18 protein-coding genes are annotated in these 21,444 nt (G+C 56.1%); 8 read left to right on the top strand and 10 right to left on the bottom strand.

Features of this window, described 5'->3' with window-relative positions:
* Positions 1 to 3 precede the first annotated feature (3 nt).
* Positions 4 to 1,266 carry a hypothetical protein gene (locus FWJ25_RS03725; RefSeq protein WP_149598880.1) on the bottom strand — a complete coding sequence of 421 codons (1,263 nt, stop codon included), beginning with the start codon at positions 1,264 to 1,266 and terminating at the stop codon, positions 4 to 6.
* A 34-nt stretch (positions 1,267 to 1,300) separates the two neighbouring features.
* On the bottom strand, positions 1,301 to 2,140 hold the full coding sequence (locus tag FWJ25_RS03720; protein WP_149598879.1) for a 23S rRNA (adenine(2030)-N(6))-methyltransferase RlmJ: 840 nt from the start codon (positions 2,138 to 2,140) through the stop codon (positions 1,301 to 1,303).
* Positions 2,141 to 2,608: 468 nt separating this feature from the next.
* On the opposite strand from FWJ25_RS03720, the gene FWJ25_RS03715 reads away from it, so the two are divergent.
* The 6 genes from FWJ25_RS03715 (at position 2,609) to FWJ25_RS19995 (ending at position 9,231) form a co-directional block, all read left to right on the top strand.
* Positions 2,609 to 3,904 carry an imelysin family protein gene (locus FWJ25_RS03715; RefSeq protein ID WP_149598878.1) on the top strand — a complete coding sequence of 432 codons (1,296 nt, stop codon included), beginning with the start codon at positions 2,609 to 2,611 and terminating at the stop codon, positions 3,902 to 3,904.
* Between the two features lie 6 nt (positions 3,905 to 3,910).
* Entirely contained in the window at positions 3,911 to 5,311 is a 1,401-nt protein-coding gene (locus FWJ25_RS03710) for a di-heme oxidoreductase family protein (RefSeq protein ID WP_149598877.1), read from the top strand.
* A gap of 9 nt (positions 5,312 to 5,320) precedes the next feature.
* A complete protein-coding gene (locus FWJ25_RS03705) occupies positions 5,321 to 6,361 on the top strand; it encodes an imelysin family protein (protein WP_149598876.1) in 1,041 nt (346 codons plus the stop codon).
* A gap of 14 nt (positions 6,362 to 6,375) precedes the next feature.
* Complete coding sequence (locus FWJ25_RS03700) at positions 6,376 to 7,500, top strand: DUF1513 domain-containing protein (protein ID WP_149598875.1); 1,125 nt, start codon at positions 6,376 to 6,378, stop codon at positions 7,498 to 7,500.
* A 75-nt stretch (positions 7,501 to 7,575) separates the two neighbouring features.
* The gene (locus FWJ25_RS03695) at positions 7,576 to 8,892 is read left to right on the top strand and encodes an MFS transporter (protein WP_188093556.1); all 1,317 of its coding nucleotides are present in this window, start codon (positions 7,576 to 7,578) and stop codon (positions 8,890 to 8,892) included.
* 207 nt (positions 8,893 to 9,099) lie between these two features.
* Positions 9,100 to 9,231: a hypothetical protein gene (locus FWJ25_RS19995; protein WP_281292515.1), complete on the top strand. Its 132-nt coding sequence runs from the start codon at positions 9,100 to 9,102 to the stop codon at positions 9,229 to 9,231.
* 90 nt (positions 9,232 to 9,321) lie between these two features.
* On the opposite strand, the gene FWJ25_RS03690 is transcribed toward FWJ25_RS19995, so the two are convergent.
* Positions 9,322 to 10,734, bottom strand: coding sequence for a thrombospondin type 3 repeat-containing protein (locus tag FWJ25_RS03690; protein ID WP_149598874.1), 1,413 nt, complete (start codon positions 10,732 to 10,734; stop codon positions 9,322 to 9,324).
* A 16-nt stretch (positions 10,735 to 10,750) separates the two neighbouring features.
* Complete coding sequence (locus FWJ25_RS03685; RefSeq protein WP_149598873.1) at positions 10,751 to 11,821, bottom strand: OmpA family protein; 1,071 nt, start codon at positions 11,819 to 11,821, stop codon at positions 10,751 to 10,753.
* Positions 11,822 to 12,208: 387 nt separating this feature from the next.
* Between FWJ25_RS03685 and FWJ25_RS03680 the strand changes: the two genes are divergently transcribed.
* Positions 12,209 to 12,583, top strand: a complete 375-nt coding sequence (locus tag FWJ25_RS03680; protein ID WP_149598872.1) for a DUF6316 family protein — start codon at positions 12,209 to 12,211, stop codon at positions 12,581 to 12,583.
* A gap of 4 nt (positions 12,584 to 12,587) precedes the next feature.
* Here FWJ25_RS03680 and FWJ25_RS03675 read toward each other — a convergent pair whose 3' ends face one another.
* The 4 genes from FWJ25_RS03675 to FWJ25_RS03660 form a co-directional block, all read right to left on the bottom strand.
* A complete protein-coding gene (locus tag FWJ25_RS03675; protein WP_438616552.1) occupies positions 12,588 to 12,914 on the bottom strand; it encodes a DUF4870 family protein in 327 nt (108 codons plus the stop codon).
* Positions 12,915 to 13,024: 110 nt separating this feature from the next.
* A complete protein-coding gene (locus FWJ25_RS03670) occupies positions 13,025 to 14,665 on the bottom strand; it encodes a methyl-accepting chemotaxis protein (RefSeq protein WP_149598870.1) in 1,641 nt (546 codons plus the stop codon).
* Positions 14,666 to 14,895: 230 nt separating this feature from the next.
* Positions 14,896 to 16,929: a PhoX family protein gene (locus FWJ25_RS03665; protein WP_149598869.1), complete on the bottom strand. Its 2,034-nt coding sequence runs from the start codon at positions 16,927 to 16,929 to the stop codon at positions 14,896 to 14,898.
* Positions 16,930 to 17,083: 154 nt separating this feature from the next.
* On the bottom strand, positions 17,084 to 17,341 hold the full coding sequence (locus FWJ25_RS03660) for a hypothetical protein (RefSeq protein ID WP_149598868.1): 258 nt from the start codon (positions 17,339 to 17,341) through the stop codon (positions 17,084 to 17,086).
* A 218-nt stretch (positions 17,342 to 17,559) separates the two neighbouring features.
* Between FWJ25_RS03660 and FWJ25_RS03655 the strand changes: the two genes are divergently transcribed.
* Positions 17,560 to 18,828 (top strand): alkane 1-monooxygenase, encoded by a 1,269-nt coding sequence (locus FWJ25_RS03655; RefSeq protein WP_149598867.1) that lies wholly within the window; start codon positions 17,560 to 17,562, stop codon positions 18,826 to 18,828.
* A 3-nt stretch (positions 18,829 to 18,831) separates the two neighbouring features.
* Here the strand turns inward: FWJ25_RS03655 and FWJ25_RS03650 are convergent, their stop codons facing one another.
* Together FWJ25_RS03650 and FWJ25_RS03645 are read right to left on the bottom strand one after the other, a co-directional pair.
* Positions 18,832 to 19,611 (bottom strand): crotonase/enoyl-CoA hydratase family protein, encoded by a 780-nt coding sequence (locus FWJ25_RS03650; RefSeq protein WP_149598866.1) that lies wholly within the window; start codon positions 19,609 to 19,611, stop codon positions 18,832 to 18,834.
* Positions 19,611 to 21,413, bottom strand: coding sequence for an acyl-CoA dehydrogenase (locus FWJ25_RS03645; protein ID WP_149598865.1), 1,803 nt, complete (start codon positions 21,411 to 21,413; stop codon positions 19,611 to 19,613). Before FWJ25_RS03645 ends, FWJ25_RS03650 begins: the two co-directional genes overlap by 1 nt.
* Between the last annotated feature and the right edge of the window lie 31 nt (positions 21,414 to 21,444).

Here is a 21,444-nt window from a genome sequence, read left to right as displayed (position 1 = left end):
CCTTCAGAAGCCATCAACCGGAAACCCCCAACTCTGCAGGTGGCGCCGAACCGTCAAATACCCCAGAGCGGTCACATGCCAGTGTCCGGCAGGATCGGCGCGGGAAACAATATCCGCCCTCATCAGTCGGGACAGCACATGGGCAATGCCATCGTTCGATAAGCCGGTGACCAGTTCCAACGACGTCTCATTCAGCCCGTCGTGCAACAGAAGTGCGTGCAGGACAAATCCCAGCTCCCGCCCATTGCTCTGCGGCATAACCGGAAAACTGAGTTGCTCCAGAGGGGCTACCCAACACTGGGGCAACCGGCTGCTGCCCTCCACAACGGTGTCACTTTCCTGATCTGCCTCTTCTTCGGGTCGAGCCCTGAGCGCACGCTGCCAGATCGCAAGAGCCACTCCATGAATACCACGGGAAGTGGATGCCAGATCCCGAAGAAAGGTGCTGCGTTTGAGCTTCTTTCCGGCCCTGTCGTCTTCAAGGGGCAACACATACAGACCGTCATTGGTCATGCGGGCGATCACTGGCTTTCGGCCACTCTGATGCGAAAGCGCCTCCAGCCAACAACCAAGATGTTCAGCATCCAGAGGGGCCGGGCAGCGTGGCGACACATGCAGATCCGGACAGTAGCCGCGCCAGAACTGCCAGCACCAGCTTGAGCACCCGACAATGCCCTGGCCGGCCGCACCGGCCGACAGCCGCCGCAACAACTCCCTGACCAATGCCAGGCCAGAGGTATGCCGCAGCCAGAAATCAGCCAGCTCCGGGATCACCCAGGGCTCTTCCAGATCCTGCCGATCCCACCATTGCCGGGCTGAAGCATCGTCCATCAGGAGCTCATCTGGCGGAGCAACTACCCGCCAACCGGATTGTTCGCTTTCTTTGCCAGAAACCACCGGTAGTCGTGCAAGCGCTTCCCGGATACCTGAAAATGGCGGGGCCACAATAAGCCGCACCGTCCCGACAGCTGAATTCCCACTGTGGTCAGACGTTAACTGCTCAAGGATGGTATTAGCGACCGCAGCGAAATCGGGCTCCGGGGCAAAGCGGTGGCGTTGAGACGCAGAGAGCACAGGAAGATCATCCAGACTCTGAAAGGGCTCATCCTCAACCGAAATACCTGCCCTGAGCTGATCAAGAAGGTGACGGATGCCGCCTTTGACCGTCCTGCGAACGGAGGTTTCCGGCAGTTTCCATTGTTCCGGAGGAATCAAACCTCCCGGCAAACTGGATGGTTCAGTGGCTGGTTTTTGATTTTCCGTCAATCACAATGCTCCTGCATAACCCTGCCCCAATCACTTATTCAGGGACCAGCCAATCCAGACGGTGTTTAACGTTCAGGCACTGCGCCCCGGAAACATCATCCATCATGGCCGACAACCGATCTCCGAACCCCCACGGAGGATTAACAATCAGCATACCAGACCCGGTCATGCCGCGTTCTGGTGGCAGTTTCAGACTCACCTCACTGCGTAACACCTTGGTGATGCCACTGTTTTCGATGGCCGATACCAGCCCTTGCTGCAACCCGCTTGTGAGGATCGGATACCAGATAAGATAGACCCCATGCCGACACTTTCGCCACGCCTTATGCACCGTGTCTGCAACATCAGAGTAATCGGATTTGATCTCATAGGACGGATCAACCAGTGTCAGCAACCTTGGTTGCCGGGGTGGAAGTTGTTTCAACAGGCCTTTCAGACCATCTTCCTGCAACACCCGGATTTTCTGTCCGGCTGCCCAGTCTGACAACCGGCCACCCTCGGAGGGATGCAATTCGAAAGTAGTGAGGGCGTCGTCTGTCCGGAGAAAGTGGCGAAACCAGGACGGAGACCCGGGATAGACACGAAGCCGGTCCTGTTTCGGATTCAACTGATCCAGCAACGCCAGCACAGGCTTCCAATCCTCAGAGACAAGATCCCTCCGACGCATCCAAAGAGCCTGAATACCCGTATCGGATTCCCCGGTCTTGCGGGCCCGGTCACTATTCAGATCGTATACGGCACTGCCGGCATGGGTGTCAAAACACGCTATACCTGATGCTTTGGCCTGCATCATAGACAGTGTCAGCGTCAGCGCGGCGTGTTTCTGCACATCGGCAACATTGCCGGCATGAAAGGCGTGTAAATAGCTCAGCATGGTCAGGCTCCCAGGTTTCGGGAGCCATTAAGCCCGACAGAGCCCTATCGGCGCAAGAGGACACCTTCCGGAAAGTCGCGCAGTAGAATTCAGCGCGCCTCATTGACCGATCTGCTGCGGGGCTTACCCCTGGCCTGATGCCGCCTCTTCCCTTTTTCTCCCGATCTGCTAAGCGACTGCCATGCCGAAAAGATGCTTTCTGGTGAGCCTGCCAGGTGAACAACCGATTCGCTCATGGTCTTTCCTCCATTGGTGTGAGCACGACCTGAACTGAATCTAGCACCTAAAGAACTTTTTGCAAATCATTCTCATTAAAATTTATAATTATCGCTTGTTGACTCACTCTCTCCCATCTACGCAATCACCAAGGCCTGCAAAGCCCCCTTGCGTTGTAGGGGATTAGACAACATAATCTAAACGATAACTCTTTCTATTTACATAAATAAGTACGAAAACATGGAGCGCACAATGAAAAGCACGTTTCGCCCGGCCCCGCTGGCGCTGACCATTGCAGCTGTAGTAACCGCCGGCTGCGCTAATACACCGTGGGCGTCAGACGATGCCCAGCCGGTCACCAAGGCTACCGTTGTCGAGCATTATGCAGACCTCGCCTACGCCAACTTTGAAGACGCGCTGATCACAGCGAAGGCTCTGGACGAGGCCACTGACCGTCTTATTGCCAACCCGACCGAAGCCAACCTGCAAGCAGCCAAGGAAGCCTGGCTGGCAGCCCGCGTTCCCTACCAGCAAACCGAGGTTTTCCGCTTCGGTAATACCGTTGTTGATGACTGGGAAGGCCAACTGAATGCGTGGCCTCTGGACGAAGGCCTGATCGACTACGTTCAGGCAGACGACTACCAGCACGAACTGGGCAATGCCGGTGCAACCGCAAATATCGTGGCAAGCAACAGTATCAACGTTGGTGGCGAAACGCTTGATGTTCAGGACATCACCCCCGAATTACTGGCAAGCCTCAACGAGATTGGCGGTTCCGAAGCCAACGTAGCGACCGGTTACCATGCAACCGAATTCCTGCTCTGGGGCCAGGATCTCCATGGTTTTGAAAGCGGTGCTGGTGAGCGCCCGGTCACCGATTACGCCACAGGCGCGGATTGCACCCATGGCAATTGCGAACGTCGCGGGCAGTACCTGGATGCCGTCACTGACCTCCTGGTCTCCGACCTCGAGTGGATGGTTGCCCAGTGGGCCCCTGAGCAAAGCGACAACTACCGCGCCAAGCTGATCGCCGCCGATGCCAACGAAGGTGTTCAGAAGATGTTGTTCGGTATGGGCTCCCTGTCTCTGGGCGAGCTGGCCGGTGAGCGAATGAAAGTGGCTTTGGAAGCCAACTCCTACGAAGACGAGCATGACTGCTTCAGCGACAACACCCACAACTCCCACTACTACAACGGTCAAGGCATCCAGAATGTCTACACCGGCACCTACGAGCGCGTTGATGGTAGCGAAGTCAGTGGTCCGTCACTGTCTGACCTGGTCTCCCGGACTAACCCGGAGCTGGATGTGAAACTGACTGCACAGCTGGAAGCTTCAATGCAAGCGCTGGGCTTGATGAAGAGCAAGGCTGAGAGCAGCGAGAACCCAACGAGCTTTGATATGATGATCGCTCCAGGCAATGCCGCCGGCGCGACTGTCGTCAACGGTGCAATCATGGCCCTGGTCGAACAGACCGGCTCCATTGAACAGGCGGCTCGCGAGCTGGGCATTCAGGCCCTGTCTCCGGATGATGCAGGTCACTCGTTCTGAGGTGAGATGAAACCAATTATTGTTTGGGGTGCCCTGGCGATAGCCAGCGCACCCGTTTTTGCACAATCCCATTCCGGCTACCCGATCCAGGCAACCCCCGCCACCGGCGGAGATGGTACCGTCGAACAGGCGGACACCAATGCCTATTCCCTGCCCCAGGGCAACTTGTCCATGACCAAGCGCCTGGACTTCAGCGTTGGCAACAGCTTTTTCCGCAATCCCTGGGTTGAAGCACCTGCCAGCACTGACGCCCGCGATGGCCTGGGCCCCCTGTTCAACACCAATTCCTGCCAGGGTTGCCATATCAAGGATGGTCGCGGACACCCCCCAGGTAAAGACGAAACCCCGGTTTCTCTGTTCCTGCGCCTGGCCGTTCCGGCTGACCCGGAAACCGATGCAAAGCTGCTCCGAATGCATGGCTTCAAGCCTGCACCGGTCTATGGCAGCCAGTTGCAGACCGCAGCCCTGCCAGCGGCAAAACCGGAAGCTGACCTGATCGTTGAGTGGACACCTCAAACCGAGATGTTAGCCGATGGCACCAAGGTCACCTTACGCAAGCCGGTATACCGAATCGAAAACCCCAACTATGGCCCGCTTCCCGAGAACCTTCTTATCTCTCCACGTGTCGCGCCTCAGATGATCGGCATGGGGCTTCTGGAAGCCATCGCCATCGAAGATATCAAGCAACTCGCAGACCCGGAAGACAACAATCAGGACGGCATTTCCGGCAAGCTAAATCAAGTCTGGGACCTGGCCAGTATGCAGACCGTGCCCGGGCGATTCGGCTGGAAAGCGGCGGAGCCCAATGTACATCAACAAAGCATGGGCGCTTTCGCCGGCGATATGGGGCTGACCTCATCCATTAAGCCAGCCACCGATTGCACTCCTGAACAGCAGTGTGAACGGTTCGCCGATGGCGGTACGCCGGAAGTGAGCGACAAGGTTGCCGGCTTTGTCACGTTCTACGCGAAGAGCCTGGCCGTTCCCGCCCGCCGGGATATGGATTCCGAATCCGTGCAGCGCGGTGCGGAACTGTTCAATGAATCCGGCTGCGCCGGGTGTCATACGCCAACCTTCAAAACCGCCACCGTTGCAAGACCGGATCTGAGCAACCAGACCATCTGGCCCTACACCGACCTGCTCCTGCACGATATGGGACCAGGCCTTGCCGATGGCCGTGACGAATTCCTGGCCAACGGCAATGAATGGCGCACACCGCCACTCTGGGGCATTGGCATGGCCCAGGTTGTTAACCCCAAATCCGGCTTTCTGCACGATGGCCGGGCCCGGACGCTGGAAGAAGCCGTGCTCTGGCATGATGGAGAAGCCAAGGCATCAGCAGCACATTACCGGGCAATGCGGGAAGACGAGCGCAAAGCACTCATCGATTTTCTGAATTCTCTCTGAGGACCCATCATGCAGGACCTGAAAAAGCTGATCGGCATCGCAGCGCTGAGCCTCGCCTCGGCCAACGCGGGCGCGAGCACAGAGGTAGACATCGAGCAACAGGCCAGAAGCCTATGGCACGACGCCATTCTGGCAGGCTATCAATCACTCGCGACCAACGCTGGCGACTTTTCCAGGGCTGCAGAGGCCTACTGCGAGTCTCCCGACTACGCCTCACGGAAGTCCGTCGAGCAGGCATGGCTGAACGCCTTCCTGTCCTGGCAAAAAGTCCGCTTCGTGGACTTCGGTCCTGTTGAGAACAACAATACCGCATGGCAAATGCAGTTCTGGCCAGATCCCAAGAACCTGATCGCCAAAAAAGCCAGGTACCTCATCAAGTCCGATGCCGAGGTAACGCCCGAGGTCGTTGATCAGTCGGGGGTAGCTGTTCAGGGGTTCCCGATGGCGGAATACCTGCTTTACGATGAGCCGCTCAACACGTCCGACACAGGGCTTCCCGCTGCCAACACCTGTCGTCTGCTGACCTCGGTGGCAGAGCACATCCAGAACAACAGTGAAGCTCTGGCGTCCGACTGGCAATCCCTCAGAGAGAGCTACCTGACAACGGAGCAGTACCGGGATGCGACCATCCGTGCCGGCATGGGGGCCCTGGAGATTCTGGAAGAGCGGCGCCTGGCGCAGCCCATGGGTATGCGTGGCACAGGAAAGCGGTCCAAGTATGACGCCGACGCCTGGCGTAGCGGAAACAGCCTGAAAACAGTTGAAGCCTCCCTGGAAGGCCTTAAAACCTATTTTCTCCCCGGGTTATCTCTGCTCCTCAATAACAGCAGCCAGCCCGAGCTGACCCAGTCCATCAAGGGCCAGTTCGATGAGGCACTCGGGCATTTCCCCGAATTGCGCGAACCGATGGCCACACTGCTTCAGGATGAATCATTTTCCCAGCTTCAGGGCTTCTACGTGGACCTGTCGCAGTTGGTTGTGCTGGTCAATGAGATGGCCTCCGTTGAGCTTGGCGTTGTCCGCGGTTTCAACTCCAGCGATGGCGATTGAGGGCGAGCTGAACCATGCATTCCAGAGGTTTCCGACTGAACCGCAGACGATTTCTTATGACCGGCGTGGCGGGTGGTTTGTCCGCCACTCTATCCGCCACTCTGTCTGGCTGCAGCCTGCTGCCACGAAAAGCTGACAACGGTCTGGCCCAGTACACTGGCGCTGTGGGCCTGGCGGATGGCAGCTTTGGTGTAGCGTCAATAGACCGCACGGGGCAAGTGCTCTGGCAATCTGCGGTCGATAGCCGATGCCACAGCGGCTGCAATCGCCCCGGTGGCGTGGCAGAAGTACTGTTTTTCGAACGCAGGCCCGGCTGGTCCTTTTATGTTCTGGATCAGGCAACCGGTAAGCGTCACCACCGAGTCAAAGCCGCACCCGGTGAGCACTTTGTTGGCCACGGCGTTTTTTCACCCGATGGTCGATGGCTATACGCCACCGCCAGCCGTTACGACCAGGGTGAAGGAATCATTGCGGTTTACGATGCTGGGAATCAGTTCAAACGGGTAAACACCTTTGAGCTGAACGGCATTGGTCCGCACGAGCTCACGCTGCATCCGGATGGCGAGACCCTGATCATCGGACTCGGCGGAATTCTGACCCATCCGGACTATGACCGCATCAAGCTCAATCTGGATACCATGAAGCCGTCGCTGATCCTGATGAACCGCAATACCGGAGCCATCGCAGGCAGATTTAACCCCTCCCATCACCAGCAAAGTACCCGCCACGTCAGTGTGAACAGCGAGGGCCGGGTATACGCTGCTTATCAGTATCAAGGCCCGTTGTACGAATCTCCCCCACTCCTGGCCCGCCTGCAAGACGGCAAACTTCAGGAAATCCGGTTCGACGACGAAACCCAGAAAGGTCTCGGCAACTACATTGCCAGTGTCGCCGCCCATCCCGAGAACGATCTTGTGGCAGCTGCATCCCCTATTGGTGGCCATGCGGTGATATTCCAGGGCAGTACCGGCGAGCTTCTCGCCAACGTGGCGATTCCGGACTGTGCAGGTGTCCACGCCCTTGGCGGCGGTGATTTCATGGTCTCTTCCGGCCGCGGCAAACTGGTAAGAATAAGTGTTAACCAACAACCCCGGGAGCTCGCCAGCCTACCAGTCCAGTGGGATCACCACCTCGTCTGATCAGTCCTCACCTGCCCTTAATGAGTGCCGGGGCACCTGCTATCCTTGGCGTTCATTTCACTGGAGGGCGGAAATTTGTCTGTGAAGAATCGGGATGCCATTGATCAGCTCTACAGCCTGATCGCGAATGAGGAAGATGCCAGGGTCTGCAAGGACATCCCCGACGAAGCCTGCCGGGAGGTGCCCCGCAATTTCTTCCTGGTTCTCACCAGCAACATTCTCACCAAACTCGGCGACCTGCTGATCAGCCCCAAGACGGTCCTTGCCTGGCTGATGAGCGCCGTGGGCGCTCCTGCCCTGGTCGCCTGGCTGGTACCCATTCGTGAGTCCGGCTCGATGGTACCCCAGATGGTTATTGCCGCGTGGGTACGGCGCAAAGCGGTACGGAAGTGGTTCTGGACACTCGGCAGTTTCGGGCAGGCACTCAGCGTCGCGGCCATGGCTGCCAGCGTCTGGTTCCTCCAGGGGTATGCCGCGGGGAGCGGGATCATCCTTGCGCTGATCGCGTTTTCCCTGGCCCGGGGATTCTGTTCCGTGGCCATGAAGGATGTGCAAGGAAAATGCATACCCAAAACGCGCCGCGGCCGCCTCTCCGGACTGGCGACAACCATCGGCGGTTCTCTGACAGTGATCATGACAGTACTGCTGTTCTGGGATCAGGGTGATCCCGGCCTGACCTTCTATACCCTACTCCTGCTATTAGCTGCTGTGCTCTGGGTCATTGCCGGCTTCGTGTTTGCCGGTGTTCAGGAGTTTGAAGGTGAAACCGATGGTGGCAGCAACGCTCTGACCCAGGCGCTACAGAGCCTCTCCCTGCTCAGAGACGACGTGCCTTTCCGGAACTTCGTTATCACCCGGGCATTGTTACTTTGTTCGGCGCTTGCCTCCCCATATTTTGTGGTTCTGGCGCAACAGGCTTCAGACGTTGGCTGGATGCTGGGTGTTTTCCTGCTTGCCAGCAGCCTCGCCAGCTCCCTCAGCGCCAGTTTCTGGGGCTGGATGGCGGATGTGTCCAGCCGCAAAGTCATGATCCGTGGTGCCGGGATGGCCAGTACCGTTTGTATCGGGGTCGGCATAATCGGTCTGATCTGGGGTACTGATGCCGGTGGTGCCTGGTTCTATCCGGTCGCCTTTTTCCTTTTGGGAATAGCCCATTCCGGCGTTCGTCTGGGTCGAAAGACTTACCTGGTGGATATGGCTGGCGGCAACAAACGAACCGACTATACCGCTGTGAGTAACACAGTCATTGGTTTGCTTCTTCTGGTGACCGGCGGGTTTACTGCCTGGTTATCCACCATCTCCGAGATTACCGTCATCATCGTACTCGGTGTCATGGGCGCAGCGGGAATGATCTTCGCTATCCGCTTGCCGGACGTAACCACTGACGTATAAAAGAAAAAGTGTTATAAACCGTAATCATTCCTACAAACGGGCTGTTTGTAGGAATGGCCGAATTTTCGTTAAAGGATTAGCAGAAGCCGTACAGGGAAGTGTCTCCAACAGAAGTATTCTCTAGCTAAAAAGTGGAGAAGTGATGAAAGACACTCTGAAGCCGGCTGAAATCACGCGCCGCCTTCCCGCCAGACGGGAGGCCGGGCAGTGAGTAACGCAGACAACGAGGGGCCTGAAGAGCCCTCTCTGATTCCTCCTGAGCGCCGCAAAAAGGTCATCAGCGCAGTGATTCTCCTTGCTCTGGGCCTTGTTGCACTGAGCTACGTGAGCGATCTTTGAGTTGCTGACACTGCATAAAAAAGAGCCGCAAATGCGGCTCTTTTTTTGTTCGGGGCCGTCAACTTCATGCCCCGTTGCTTACACCCGGGTTTACAAGTCAGTTTTGCTCGCACATACCGCCTGAACATTAACTTCGTTCAGCAGAGAGAGCAGAGACGGGGCAAACTCAACTTCGACTGAGTCGAAGCGCCTGTCGGTCTGGAATACCAGGAACGCTGTATCAGTACCTCCCAGCACACCGGATGCGCCAAGCAGGTCCAAATCCAGGATGCCGTCGCCGGAGCTTTCTTCCTGAGTCACGCCGTTGAGTTTGGTGCGAACAATCAGATTGCCGCCGATCAAATCAGCCTGAAGCACCTGGGCACTTTCGTTAAAGGCGATGCCGATAGCGTTGGATGCCGGGTAGGCAAACCCTGTCGTTGCCGCCACACGCAGCCTGACTGTAGACAGTCCCAGCAGATCGGTATTCCGCATGGTCGCAACGTTCGCCAGATCGGCATCGACAACATTTGTCGGAGACTGAACGTCACAGATCAGACCAATTCCCAAGAGGCAATCCGACAAATCTGAAGACGCAGATGCAGTCACATCCTCATCGCTGGCAAGCATAGGTGTAAACTGCTCGCCGTCAATGCCACAGGCATACTCGGCATCATTCACCAGGTCGCACGCATCACCGATACCATCGCCGTCTGTATCCGCCTGGTCAGCATTGACTACCAGAGGGCAGTTATCCAATGGCTGCCCAAGGGCATTTTCATTGTCGATACCATCTCCATCGGTGTCGGTGTCGCATACGTCACCTACGCCGTCACCATCGAGATCTTCCTGGCCAGGGTTCACATCAGCCGGACAGTTATCCCATGCGTCTCCAACAACGCCATCCGTAATGTACGGCTCTACGTTGGGATAGACGTCAGGAATGCCATCACCATCAGTATCTACGGTGCCGTCGCACAGCGCTGCATCGTTGCCCTCTACGTACGGACAAGCATCGCTATCATTATTGGTGCCATCACCGTCGATGTCAGTGTCACAGGCGTCACCGATACCATCTCCGTCCAGGTCCGCCTGAGACTGATTGGCAACCAGCGGACAGTTATCGCTGGCATCACCAACACCATCCCCATCATCGTCGCCATCACAGGCATCACCGTACAAGTCTGAGTCAGTATTGGTCTGGTCAGCATTAGCAACCGTCGGACAGTTATCTTCAGAGTTCAGAACCCCATCACCATCGGTATCGCTGGACGTGCCGATATTGGTATCACAGGCATCGTCAATGCCATCGGCATCCGCATCGACACCGGAGTTAGCAACGGTCGGACAGGAATCCGCGTTATTCAGAACACCATCGCCATCCGTATCAAAGGTTTGGGTATCACCAGCCACATCAGAACCGCTGCCCTCAACCACCGCGTCGCCGTCCGATGTGCACCCCGCCAGCCCTACAACCAGCGCAAACAGCAGCGCCGCAGACCATTTATAGTTACTTCCGTTCATCGTTACTTCTCCCACCTCATTTCGAGATCACATTGAACTCAACCCGACGGTTGCGCTCGCGCCCTTCTTCCGTGTCGTTGCTGCGAATCGGTTGCGATTCGCCGTATCCATTAGCCTCCAGTCGGCTTGGAGCCACGCCCAGATCGATCAGGTAATTCCGAACCGAGTCTGCACGCTTCTGGGACAACTGCTGGTTGTATTGGGCAGCGCCAACGCTGTCTGTATGACCGGCCAGTTCCACTCTCAGGTCATCCTGCCCTTTCAGAGCATCAGCAGTTTTGACCAGGATATCCCTGGCATTGGCTGTCAGACGCTCAGAGTTGAATTCAAAGGTGACACCGAGAAGCACCACGCTTTGTTCTTTATCCGTTTCAACACACCCCACCGCGTTAACCTGCAGTCCTTCAAGCGTATTGGGGCACTGGTCAACACCATCGACTACGCCATCGTTGTCCGAGTCGGCGGCTTCCACAACGCGCTCTTTCTCAACGATCACTTCTTTTTCGACGTACTGGACCTTTTCAACAATCTGGCGCCGGGTTGCGCCGATAGGCACGGTAACGCCTAAAGAGAAATGCAGATCCGACATGCCTGAGTCGTAGCTGTCGTAGAGGTATCGTGCTTCACCGCGGAGCCGAAGACCGGAGTCAGTGAATGGCGAGCTCAAAAGCCCGAGTCCGATGTTGCCGTAGCCGCCAATTTCACTGGCTGAGTTGTAGGCCACGTCATTTCGTGAAACGCCGGCACCCAGCAGGCCAAAGGGGGTAAAGTTGGAGTTGCCGAACAGTCGATAAACAATATCGACGCCCAGACCCTGCTGATAATAATCACTGCCGCCGTTACGACCCGTTTCGATCACGCCGGTAAACAGTGTCGGTTCAAGCCACCAGTATTCATTCAGACGAGCCCCGTAACTGGCTCTCATAGCCATGCCGTATTCGTCGGTTCGCTCGTCATCAGGCACGATGTAACTGCCCATCAGGGAAAACTCACTTTCGTGTTGAATCGTGTCTGCCTGTAGCCCGGCTGCTGCGAACACCAGACACCCTGCCGAGATTTGACTAACCAGTCGTCGCGCCCTGCTCATGATTTTCTATTCCTTTTTTTCGTCTACTCACACGGATACATGCGTATAACTGCTTATACGCGGTTCTCAGATTAGGCCAATTTGTCTAAAATGCACTTGGCCGAAACTTCATTGATCTGCGTCACAAAACACATAAGCATACAACCAAAAATTAGCACAGGGCCGGACTACCGCAATGTGAAAATGCTGTTTTTACAAAACGTTGCATTCGTCAAAAAAACACAGCGAACACCACCATCTCCCCTTGCTTCTGATACAGCCAGCGACAATCTTTTACATTTGGGAAAGATCCGGCACTTCTTGTTTGCTCGTGCAGCACAAAGAAATGCAACCAATTGCGACTCGCGGGCGTTATGGTTAGGGAAAGTCGGGTAAACAGAGTTTCTGATGATTAGAAAGGTCAAGCGGTCAACCAACCGCAACACAGGCTCACTGCCTGCAAACGGAGACATGCATCAGGGGAGCGATCCCGGCGTCATTCCAGCCGTTCCAGTTAAATCAAACCGTTTTCTGAAAACGACTCAGGGCTGGTATATAAGAACCCGGGAATGTAACGACCTTGGGCCGTTTGCCAGTGAGGAAGATGCCGTTCAGGCATTAAAAGATTATCTGGATGAAGCGGCTCGGAAAGGAACTGCCAGGCAGTTTCAGCCAACCCAGCTCTACGGCATCCAGATACACGATCCGGACGCCTGTTCAAAAGACCACTGCGCCCTGTGTGTTGAAGTGGAGCACTGGCAAAGCCGGGAACAGAAGGGGTAAAGCCTCAGACCGGAGCTTTACCCTCATTGAGCGCCAGAGCTCCTTTCACGATCCGGTAGATAATCCAGATCGATATCCCCAGCAGGAAGAACCAGCCGATAATCAGTGGAGTGGTCACAATGCCGATAACGGTCCAAAGCAGGCCAATCCAGAAGGTTCGGATCTGCCAGCGAAAGTGGCGTTCAATCCAGGTGTTGCGAACATCGTCCAGTTTAACGTAATTGATAATCACGCCAATCAGACCGGTAATCCCACCGACGAAGAACGACAGCGCCTGCAGGATATAGACCGCGACCGCCAGGTTACGGGCATAGTCCGAACGCTGTGCCATTGGGTCGGGGTTGGCGGGAATGTAGTCCTGGTCAGCCAAAGCAGTCTCTCCTTCAGATTGTCTGCTTCCAGTCTACCACATAGCCCGATGCCAGCCGCCAGTACCAGAAATCAGTGATTCTCCGGACGATAGCCCAGCCGGAACCCGCCCCAGTGTTTTCCATTCACGAAGATAGGCACAGACAGATCATGCATGATCTCGCCGGTGTCCCTCCGATAGGTCTGCAACAACATATCTTCGGTGTGAGTCCCGCAACGAATGCCTGTGCGATCATTGAACAGGCGCTTGCTGCGGCTCTTAACAAGGTCAACCTCCGGCTTTCCTGTTGGTGCGTTGGCAAACTCCCTGTTATGGGTAGGAACGTACCCATCCGGAGTGCAGGAAATCGCAAAGACCAGGGCCGGGTGTGAATCTTTGACCTGCTCCTGGATAGCCGGCAGGTTTTGATCGGTAAAATTATCAAAACGGCTTCCGTACTTGGGCGGCAGGGTGTTCGGAATAGCCTCACGGTTCTTATCGAACAATGAGGACTCCGGAAGTTGCCCCGAGTTGATGGCCTGCTCGAACAGTTTGCCGATCTGCCCTGCCCCTGCCTTGGCCTGATCGTAGAAGAAGCGGTGATAACTGGCCTCACTATTGAGCGCAAATGCCGCATTTGCCTTCTCAGCAAGCTCCATCTGAGTCCCTGCCTGCTCCGCCAGAGAGGCTACGCTTGCATCACTTTCCGAGATCTGGTCCCGCACGGTTTCGATGGCAGAGAACACCTGTTGCAGGCTTTGCTCGTTGTTCTGGTCGATTTCGGCGATACGGGCAACCTGCTGTTGTACTCGATCTGACTGATCACGAATCTGATCAAGCCGCTCGCCCACACTCTCCACCGATTCAAGACCTTCTTCCACACTGCGGGCCAGGTCTTCGATCCGCGACACAATCAGGGTGGTATCTGAGCGTACCTCCTGCAGGGTTTCAGCCACTTCGCCCGTCGCCTGGGACGTTCTGGCTGCCAGTTGACGGACTTCATCAGCTACGACCGCAAAACCACGGCCCTGCTCCCCGGCACGAGCCGCCTCAATGGCAGCGTTCAGGGCCAGCAGGTTGGTTTGCCCGGCAATCCCTTCAATCGTGGTCGTTACACCCTGAATCTTGTTGGACTTCTCGTTCAGCTCCTGAATCAGGCGCAGGTTTTCCCCGGACTGCTGATGCACAATGCGAATGCGTTCAATGGCGTCAATCAACGCCTGGCGTCCCTCGGCACTGGTCGCACTGGCCTGGTGGGCCATGGTAGCGGCCTCCGTGGCCTGTTCCGAAGACTCCCGAACCGTTTCGGTAATCTGACCCGCATAGTCCGCCATCTGGGCGGTTTCTTCTACCTGGCGGTCAAGACGTAACTTCAGTTGATCCGCAGCATAGGACACCTGGGCCGCAGAGATCGCATTCTGGTCTGCGCTGCCAGAGAGGGTTTTTACAAGAGCACGGCCGGCACTGGCTTCCGATAGCAGTTGCCGACATTGCTCCCGCAGTGGATGGTTCTGAGGGAGAGTACCGTCATTGAGTTCCCGGATTCCGCGTTCCACGGGTTCCAGAACCCTGACGATGAAAAAAATTAACGCGGCGAGCAATCCCACCGCCAGACCGATCATCAACGAGCCCGGGTCCAGTCCGATCATCGGTGCCACCGTGCCACCTGTAGCCAGGACGATAACGGACAGAGCCACGCCCCATACAACCGTCGTCCGATCAAGCAGAGCCATAACAACCTCATCATTATTATTTTATTGGTATTCATTTTGTTCAGAGCCATCCAGCAGCATAAAGAAATGGTATGAGTTTATAACTCATACTTTAGTGCTCCTAATTAGTGCGCTTTATGAGTATACCGGCAAGGAAGGGCGTTTCTGAAACGACAAAAGCCGCAAACCCGGCCAGCGCCATTAAGGCACAGACCGGGTTTTCGGCTTGCAGGTGATGGCTGGAGCGGTGCTTAGGCGCCGATCACACCACCATCGTCGCGGGTAACCAGAACACAGGCATCCCGGGGACGCGGATCGCTGGCGTCCGGCCAGTTGGCTGCCGGATGCTGGATGTTAACGAACATGCTCTTCACATCCGGAGTAGAGGTAACACCGGTAACCTCACAGCCCTGAGGACCAACGAAGAAGCGCTTGATCTCTCGGGTTTCAGGATTGGCGGCCAACATCATATCGTTACCGAAGATGTCTTTCTCATAGCCGTTGTCAGTCTGGATCCACAGGCGACCGTTATAGTCGAACCACAGGCCGTCGGGGCTGGCGAAGATGTTTTCGTCGGTCAAGGTGATTGCAGCTTCACCATCAACCACCGTTTCTGTACCTTCAAACCCGCCGAATACGAAGATATCCCATTCGAAGCTGACAGAGGTATGATCGTTGTCTGCTTCAGCCCAGCGAATAATATGGCCGGTCTGGTTATCTGGATTCGGGTTGGCTGCGTTCACATCGTCTTCGGTACGACGGCTATTGTTGGTCAGCGTGAAGTAGACCATGCCGCTGTTCGGATCTACGGCTCCCCATTCCGGGCGATCCATCGGCGTGCCGCCCGCAATATCAGCCGCCAGACGGGTGTTCAGGTGAATCTCGGCCTGGTTATCAAAGCCTGTGAATCCAGTGATTGAGCCCACATCCGTTCCGACAGCCGCATCAACCTTGGCCTTGAAATCAGCGTCTTCAAGATCCAGCGGCAGCCAGTCTCCAGAGCCATCTTCGTTGAAGCGGGCAACGTACAGAGTACCTTCATCCAGCAGGTAGCCACCTGCCGTGGCAGCGTAGTACGGCTGCTTTGAAACAAACTTGTAGATGCACTCGAAACGGGTATCGTCACCTGAGTAGCAAACGATCGGCTGGCCCTCAACGGCCGGTGCGAAGATCACGCCTTCATGGCCAAAGCGACCCAGGGCTGTGCGTTTCTGAGGCTTCTGTTCCGGAGTGAACGGGTCGATCTCGACCATGTAGCCATAGGTGTTGGCTTCGTTACGGTAGTCTTCTTGGGCCGTGGCGCCCTTAGTGCTGATGTCGAAGCGAACGTACTGATCAGCGCCGCTATCGGCCAGTTCCCAGTCGTAACGGCTTGAGCTGCCAACACCGTGACGGATCTGTTCGCGCGGCTGGGTGGCGTCGCTGTTGGCAAAGTAGCCGTGCCAGTTTTCTTCAGCGGCCAGATAGGTACCCCAGGGAGTCGGGCCCATTGAGCAGTTATTCAGGGTACCGCGGGTTTCCGTTCCATCGTTGCTGTACTTGGTCACCAGCTTTTCATAGCCACGAAGCGGGCCACGGATGTCCATTTCGGTGTTGCCGGTAACACGACGGTTGAACGGGCTGCCAAATACGATGTCCCAAACACCATTGTCATTCTGTTTGATATGCACAACAGAAACACCGTGAGCGGCGATTTCCTTACGCACCTCGTCAGCCGGGCGGTTGCCATTAACGTCATAAGTCGCGCCGTTAGCGTGCAAGGCGCTCTGGTTAATGTACTCATGGTTCATAACCAGCAGGCCTTCGGTGGAACTGTTTCCACCGGCCTTCTGATCGATAGGATAGAAGTGCATGCCGTCATGGTGCATGCCCATCTGCTGTTCCTGCTCTTCACCGGTGTTAGTACCGTCATTCTTGTATTCGGGATAAGAACCGGTGATAGGCGTGCCCCAGGCCAGGAAAGGCTGGGCAGAGTAGCCTTCAGGAACCACAACGGTGTTGTCGGTTGATACAGCTACCGCTTTGAATTCGATGGCAGTGCTTGAGCCAGTGTCCGTATTCGAACCGGTGTCGGTACCGGCAGTATTGTCATCATCGTCATCACTGCAACCAACCAGGCCCAACCCCATCACGCTGGCCAGTGCTGCGCCTGCGGTGCCTTTCATGACCGTACGACGCCCCATACGTGCAGCCAGAACCTGCTGAAAGGAGGTGTTGTCGGAATGGTTGACTACGGGCTCGTAGTTCGGGTCCATATAATTCGGGTCGATATCGTGCTTGGCCATCTCTTATCTCTCATCGTTAGGGAGGACACGTTTTAGAGAGGCCAGTTTCGTAACCGAATGTGACAGACGGCGAACAGAAAAAAGACAGTACGATTAACGTTTTTTGACAGATGCGCAGACAGCCAGCCCGGAATACGCTGCAAATATTCTTTCGTTAGTCCCCGGTTCCGGTAAGTTGGCACCCGTCAATCATCAGCACATGATCTATACCCACCAGGTTACCCCGGCCCAGCATAATAAAGTCCTCGCCGGCCCGGCTGAATAAATCACGTATTACGTCGTGGACAGTACAGATCTGCCCGGCACCATCACGATAAATCACTTCCGCGAGGCGCCCGGACATCAGGTAATCACGCAGCATACCCTGAACCACACAATCGGCGGTTCTGGCGGGAATGTTTGAGGCGGTCATGGCTTATTACCCTTTCTTCCGCTGTTTTTCTTGTTATCAAGTAGTGCCGAGCCGCTTCAGAGAACGGATATCCGAAGTCTGGCCCACAATTACCGGATTCGCCAATTCCAACCGGCATGTCATTACGTGCCAACCCTCATTCATACTTTCACCATTTGTTGCATTGCAAGATTGTCCGACATAAATTTTATAAAAGGCAGAGCAACGGAGAACAAGAGATGAATGCCAGGACACGCGCACCAAAGATCGAACAGTCAACGAAAGCAGAAGCCCCCCATCCTGCGACTGACTCAGAAGCAACGTGGAAGGATCCCAAGCGTTATATGTGGCTGCTGGGCCCGGCGCTGCCCGGCATCGGTCTGGCAGCGCTGACGGGGTATGCCCTCGCACCGAAAAAGCTGAAAGCTCTGGCCTGGACCGGGCCAGCTCTGGTACATGGGCTTATCCCCGCATTGGATCGCGCAATCGGCGAAGATAAGAGCAATCCACCAGATTCGGCAGTGAAATCACTTGAACAGGACAAGTACTACGAGCGGATCGTCAAGGCGTTCATTCCCACCCAATACGCAATGACCTTCATGGGAGCCTGGCTTGCCAGCCGGAAGAAAACACCACTGGAAGACAGGATAGGCCTGACCCTGACGGTCGGCGCCATAAACGGCGTTGGCATCAACACCGCTCACGAACTCGGACACAAGACCAACAAACTGAACAAACTGATGGCTATGGCAGCGCTGGCGCCCACCGGTTATACCCATTTTGTGGTTGAACACAATTTTGGCCATCACAAGCGAGTGGCGACGCCCGAAGATCCGGCCAGTAGCCGCATGGGTGAAAGTTTCTGGAAGTTCCTGCCGCGAACGGTGGTTGGGGGCATAAAGTCATCCATCAGAATCGAGAAGGCCCGGCTGGCGCGTAAGGGCAAGAGTTTTTGGAGTCTGGACAACGAATTACTTCAGGGCTGGGCCATGAGTGCGGGCTTCTTTGGCGCGACAACGCTGGTTTGCGGCCCCCGCGCCGTTCCTTTCCTGGCAGCGCAGGCTGTTTATGGTGCCAGCTTGCTGGAGAGCGTGAATTACATTGAGCATTACGGCCTGTTACGCCAGAAGGACAAGAATGGAAAATATGAACGCACTCAGCCGGAACACAGCTGGAACAGCAACCATATTGTGACCAACCTGTTCCTCTACCAGTTACAACGCCACTCGGATCACCACGCTCATCCAAGCCGCAGCTTCCAGGCACTTCGTCACTTCGAGAACGCCCCGCAGTTGCCCGGTGGCTACGCCTCCATGCTCCTGCCGGCTTACGTGCCCAAGTGGTGGTATGAAGAGATGGATAAGCGGGTCATTGAACACTACAAGGGCGATCTGACCAGAATTAACTGGGACCCGGATCGGAAAGATGAACTGATGGCCAGGTATGCAGATTTTGCCGCGGAGGTGGCCGCCCGCCATGCATCAGAGTCTGAAGAGCGGGCGGCCTGATCGCTAGCGACCTTTGAACGCGGCATCCCGCCGCTCAAGGAAAGACTGAATGCCTTCCTTTACATCGTCGCTGGACATGACCGGCTGCAACTCAGGAAACAGCTGCTGTTTGGCTGCTTCCTGACCTTCGCTGACCGAGATTTTCGACGACTTCAGGCTGCCTCGAACCCCCAACGGGGCAGCCTTCGCGATCTTCTCAGCAATGGAGTAAGCAACCGCGAACTGTTCCCCCGGCTCCACCAGTTCCTGAATCAGCCCCCATTTATGAGCCTGTTCGGCAGTCCATTCATCTCCGGTCAGCAAATATCGTTGGGCATTGCCCCAGCCGATCTCACGTGGCAACCGAATGGTCGCGCCGCCGCAGGCAAAGATTCCCCGTTTAACTTCCAGTTGGGCGAAGCGGGTGCCTTTGGCGGCAACCCGGATGTCCGTGTTGAGCATCATTTCGACACCACAGGTGAAACAGATTCCCTGGGCGGCGAATACCACCGGCTTGCTGAGGCCGGGCCCGGTTATGTGGAACGGGTCCAGTTCCCCCTCACCGGGTTCGATCCCTTTGCCGTTAGCAAATACGCCAGCCCAGTCGTCCAGCTGGAGACCACTGGTGAAATGGTCCCCTTCGGCGTACATAAGCCCTACCCGAAGCTCGTCATCCTGCTCCAACTGGTAATAGGCAGACGCAATTTCATGGTACATAGCCCGGTTCATGGCATTCATCTTGTCCGGACGATTAAGACCAATCAGCAGGATATGGCCTTTCTTCGTTACATTAACCAGACTCATCAGAACCACTCCGCTTTCATGTTCAGACAAGTATCATCCTGATTTTTCAGCAACACCAGGTCCTGGGCGACAGTGGGGAGTTCCCAGTGGAAGAAATACTGGGCAGCCTGAAGCTTCCCCTGGTAGAAGTTCCGATCATCATCGTTTACGGCTGAAGCCATCGCCATTTCGGCCGCGTTGGCCTGGCGCAGCCACATCCAGGACACAATGATGTGGCCAAACAGGTGCAGGTAACATGATGCGTTGGCCAGAACATGGTCCGGGTTTTCACTCATCAGGGACTTGCCAAGGCTTTGGGTGACCTTCACCGCCTGCTGCAGGGTTTCACTCAGAGACAACGCCCACTGCTGGCAACGGTCGCTGGATGCGGCCTGGAGATCCACCTGCATTTCCTGCATCAGTAACTGCAGGCCATGGCTCTGGTCCTGCCAGATTTTCCGGCCAAGCAGGTCCAGCGCCTGGATGCCGTTGGTACCCTCGTGGATCGGGTTCAGGCGATTATCCCGCCAGCACTGTTCGACCGGGTACTCCCGGGTATATCCGGCACCACCATAGACCTGAATAGCGAGATCATTGGCTTTGGGACCAAATTCTGACGGCCAGGCCTTGATGACAGGAGTAAGAAGGTCCAGAAGTTTGCCGGCCTCCATGCGTTTCTGCTGATCCGGATGAGTGTGCAGATCATCCATAAGCCGGGCACCATACAGGCAAAGCGCCAGCCCCCCCTCGCTGTAGGCCTTCTGTGCCAGCAGCATACGCCGCACATCAGCGTGCTCAATAATTGGAACCTGCGGCGCCTCCGGATTCTTCTCGGAAGGCTTGCGCCCCTGTAGACGGTCCTTCGCATATTCCAGGCTGTGCATGTAGCCACGATAACCGATAACTGCTGCGCCAAAACCGACCCCTACCCGGGCCTCGTTCATCATCTGGAACATGTACCTCAGGCCCTGATGGGGCTCACCCACCAGATAACCGTGGCAAGGAGCATCATCGCCGAAGCTCAGGGCAGTAGAGGTGGTTCCGCGATAACCCAGTTTATGGATCAGGCCAGCCAGGCTGACACCGTTGCGCCCCGTTGCCTTGCCGTCAGCATCCACCAGGAGCTTGGGCACGATGAACAGCGAAATGCCTTTGACGCCTGCGGGTGCACCTTTGATCTTGGCCAGCACCATGTGCACGATATTTTCCGTGATGGACTGTTCTCCGCCGGAGATGAAGATCTTCGCCCCTTTAATGAGGTAATGGCCGTCATCGGTCGGGGTAGCCGAGGTGCGAATATCCGCCAGGGAGGAGCCTGCGTGAGGCTCCGTCAGCGCCATGGTCCCGGTGAACCGGCCCGAAAGCATTGGAGGCAGGAAGGTAGCTCTCTGCTGCTCACTACCAAACACCCGGATCAGATTCGCGGCGGCCGTGGTCAGGAAGGGGTAACCTGCTGTGCCAGGGTTGGCGGCGGTAAAGAAGCCGTTGCAGGCGGCCATTATGGACTCGGGTAATTGCATTCCACCGAGTTCATAGTCGTATCGACCGGCAATAAAACCAGCCTCGGCATAGGCATCGAAGGCTTCCTTTACATCCGGCAACATGTCCACCCGACCGTCAACGAACCGTGGCTCGTTTTTGTCCGCAGCACTGTTATGAGTAGCAAATTTCTCCCGGGCCATTTTATCCGCGGTTTCGATAACGGCATCAAAGGTGTCCCGGCTATGCTCGCTGAAGCGCTCCCGCCCAGTCAGGCTCTCGGTATCGAGCACATCGTAGAGCTGGAACGCGAGGTCGCGGCGGTCGATCAGAGTGTCAGTCATTATTGGTCTCCTGTTGTTGGAACCAAGAGTG

Origin of the sequence: Marinobacter salinexigens, from assembly GCF_008370345.1 — a bacterium.
Taxonomy (GTDB): domain Bacteria; phylum Pseudomonadota; class Gammaproteobacteria; order Pseudomonadales; family Oleiphilaceae; genus Marinobacter; species Marinobacter salinexigens.
This window is presented reverse-complemented; position numbering and strand designations above follow the sequence as displayed.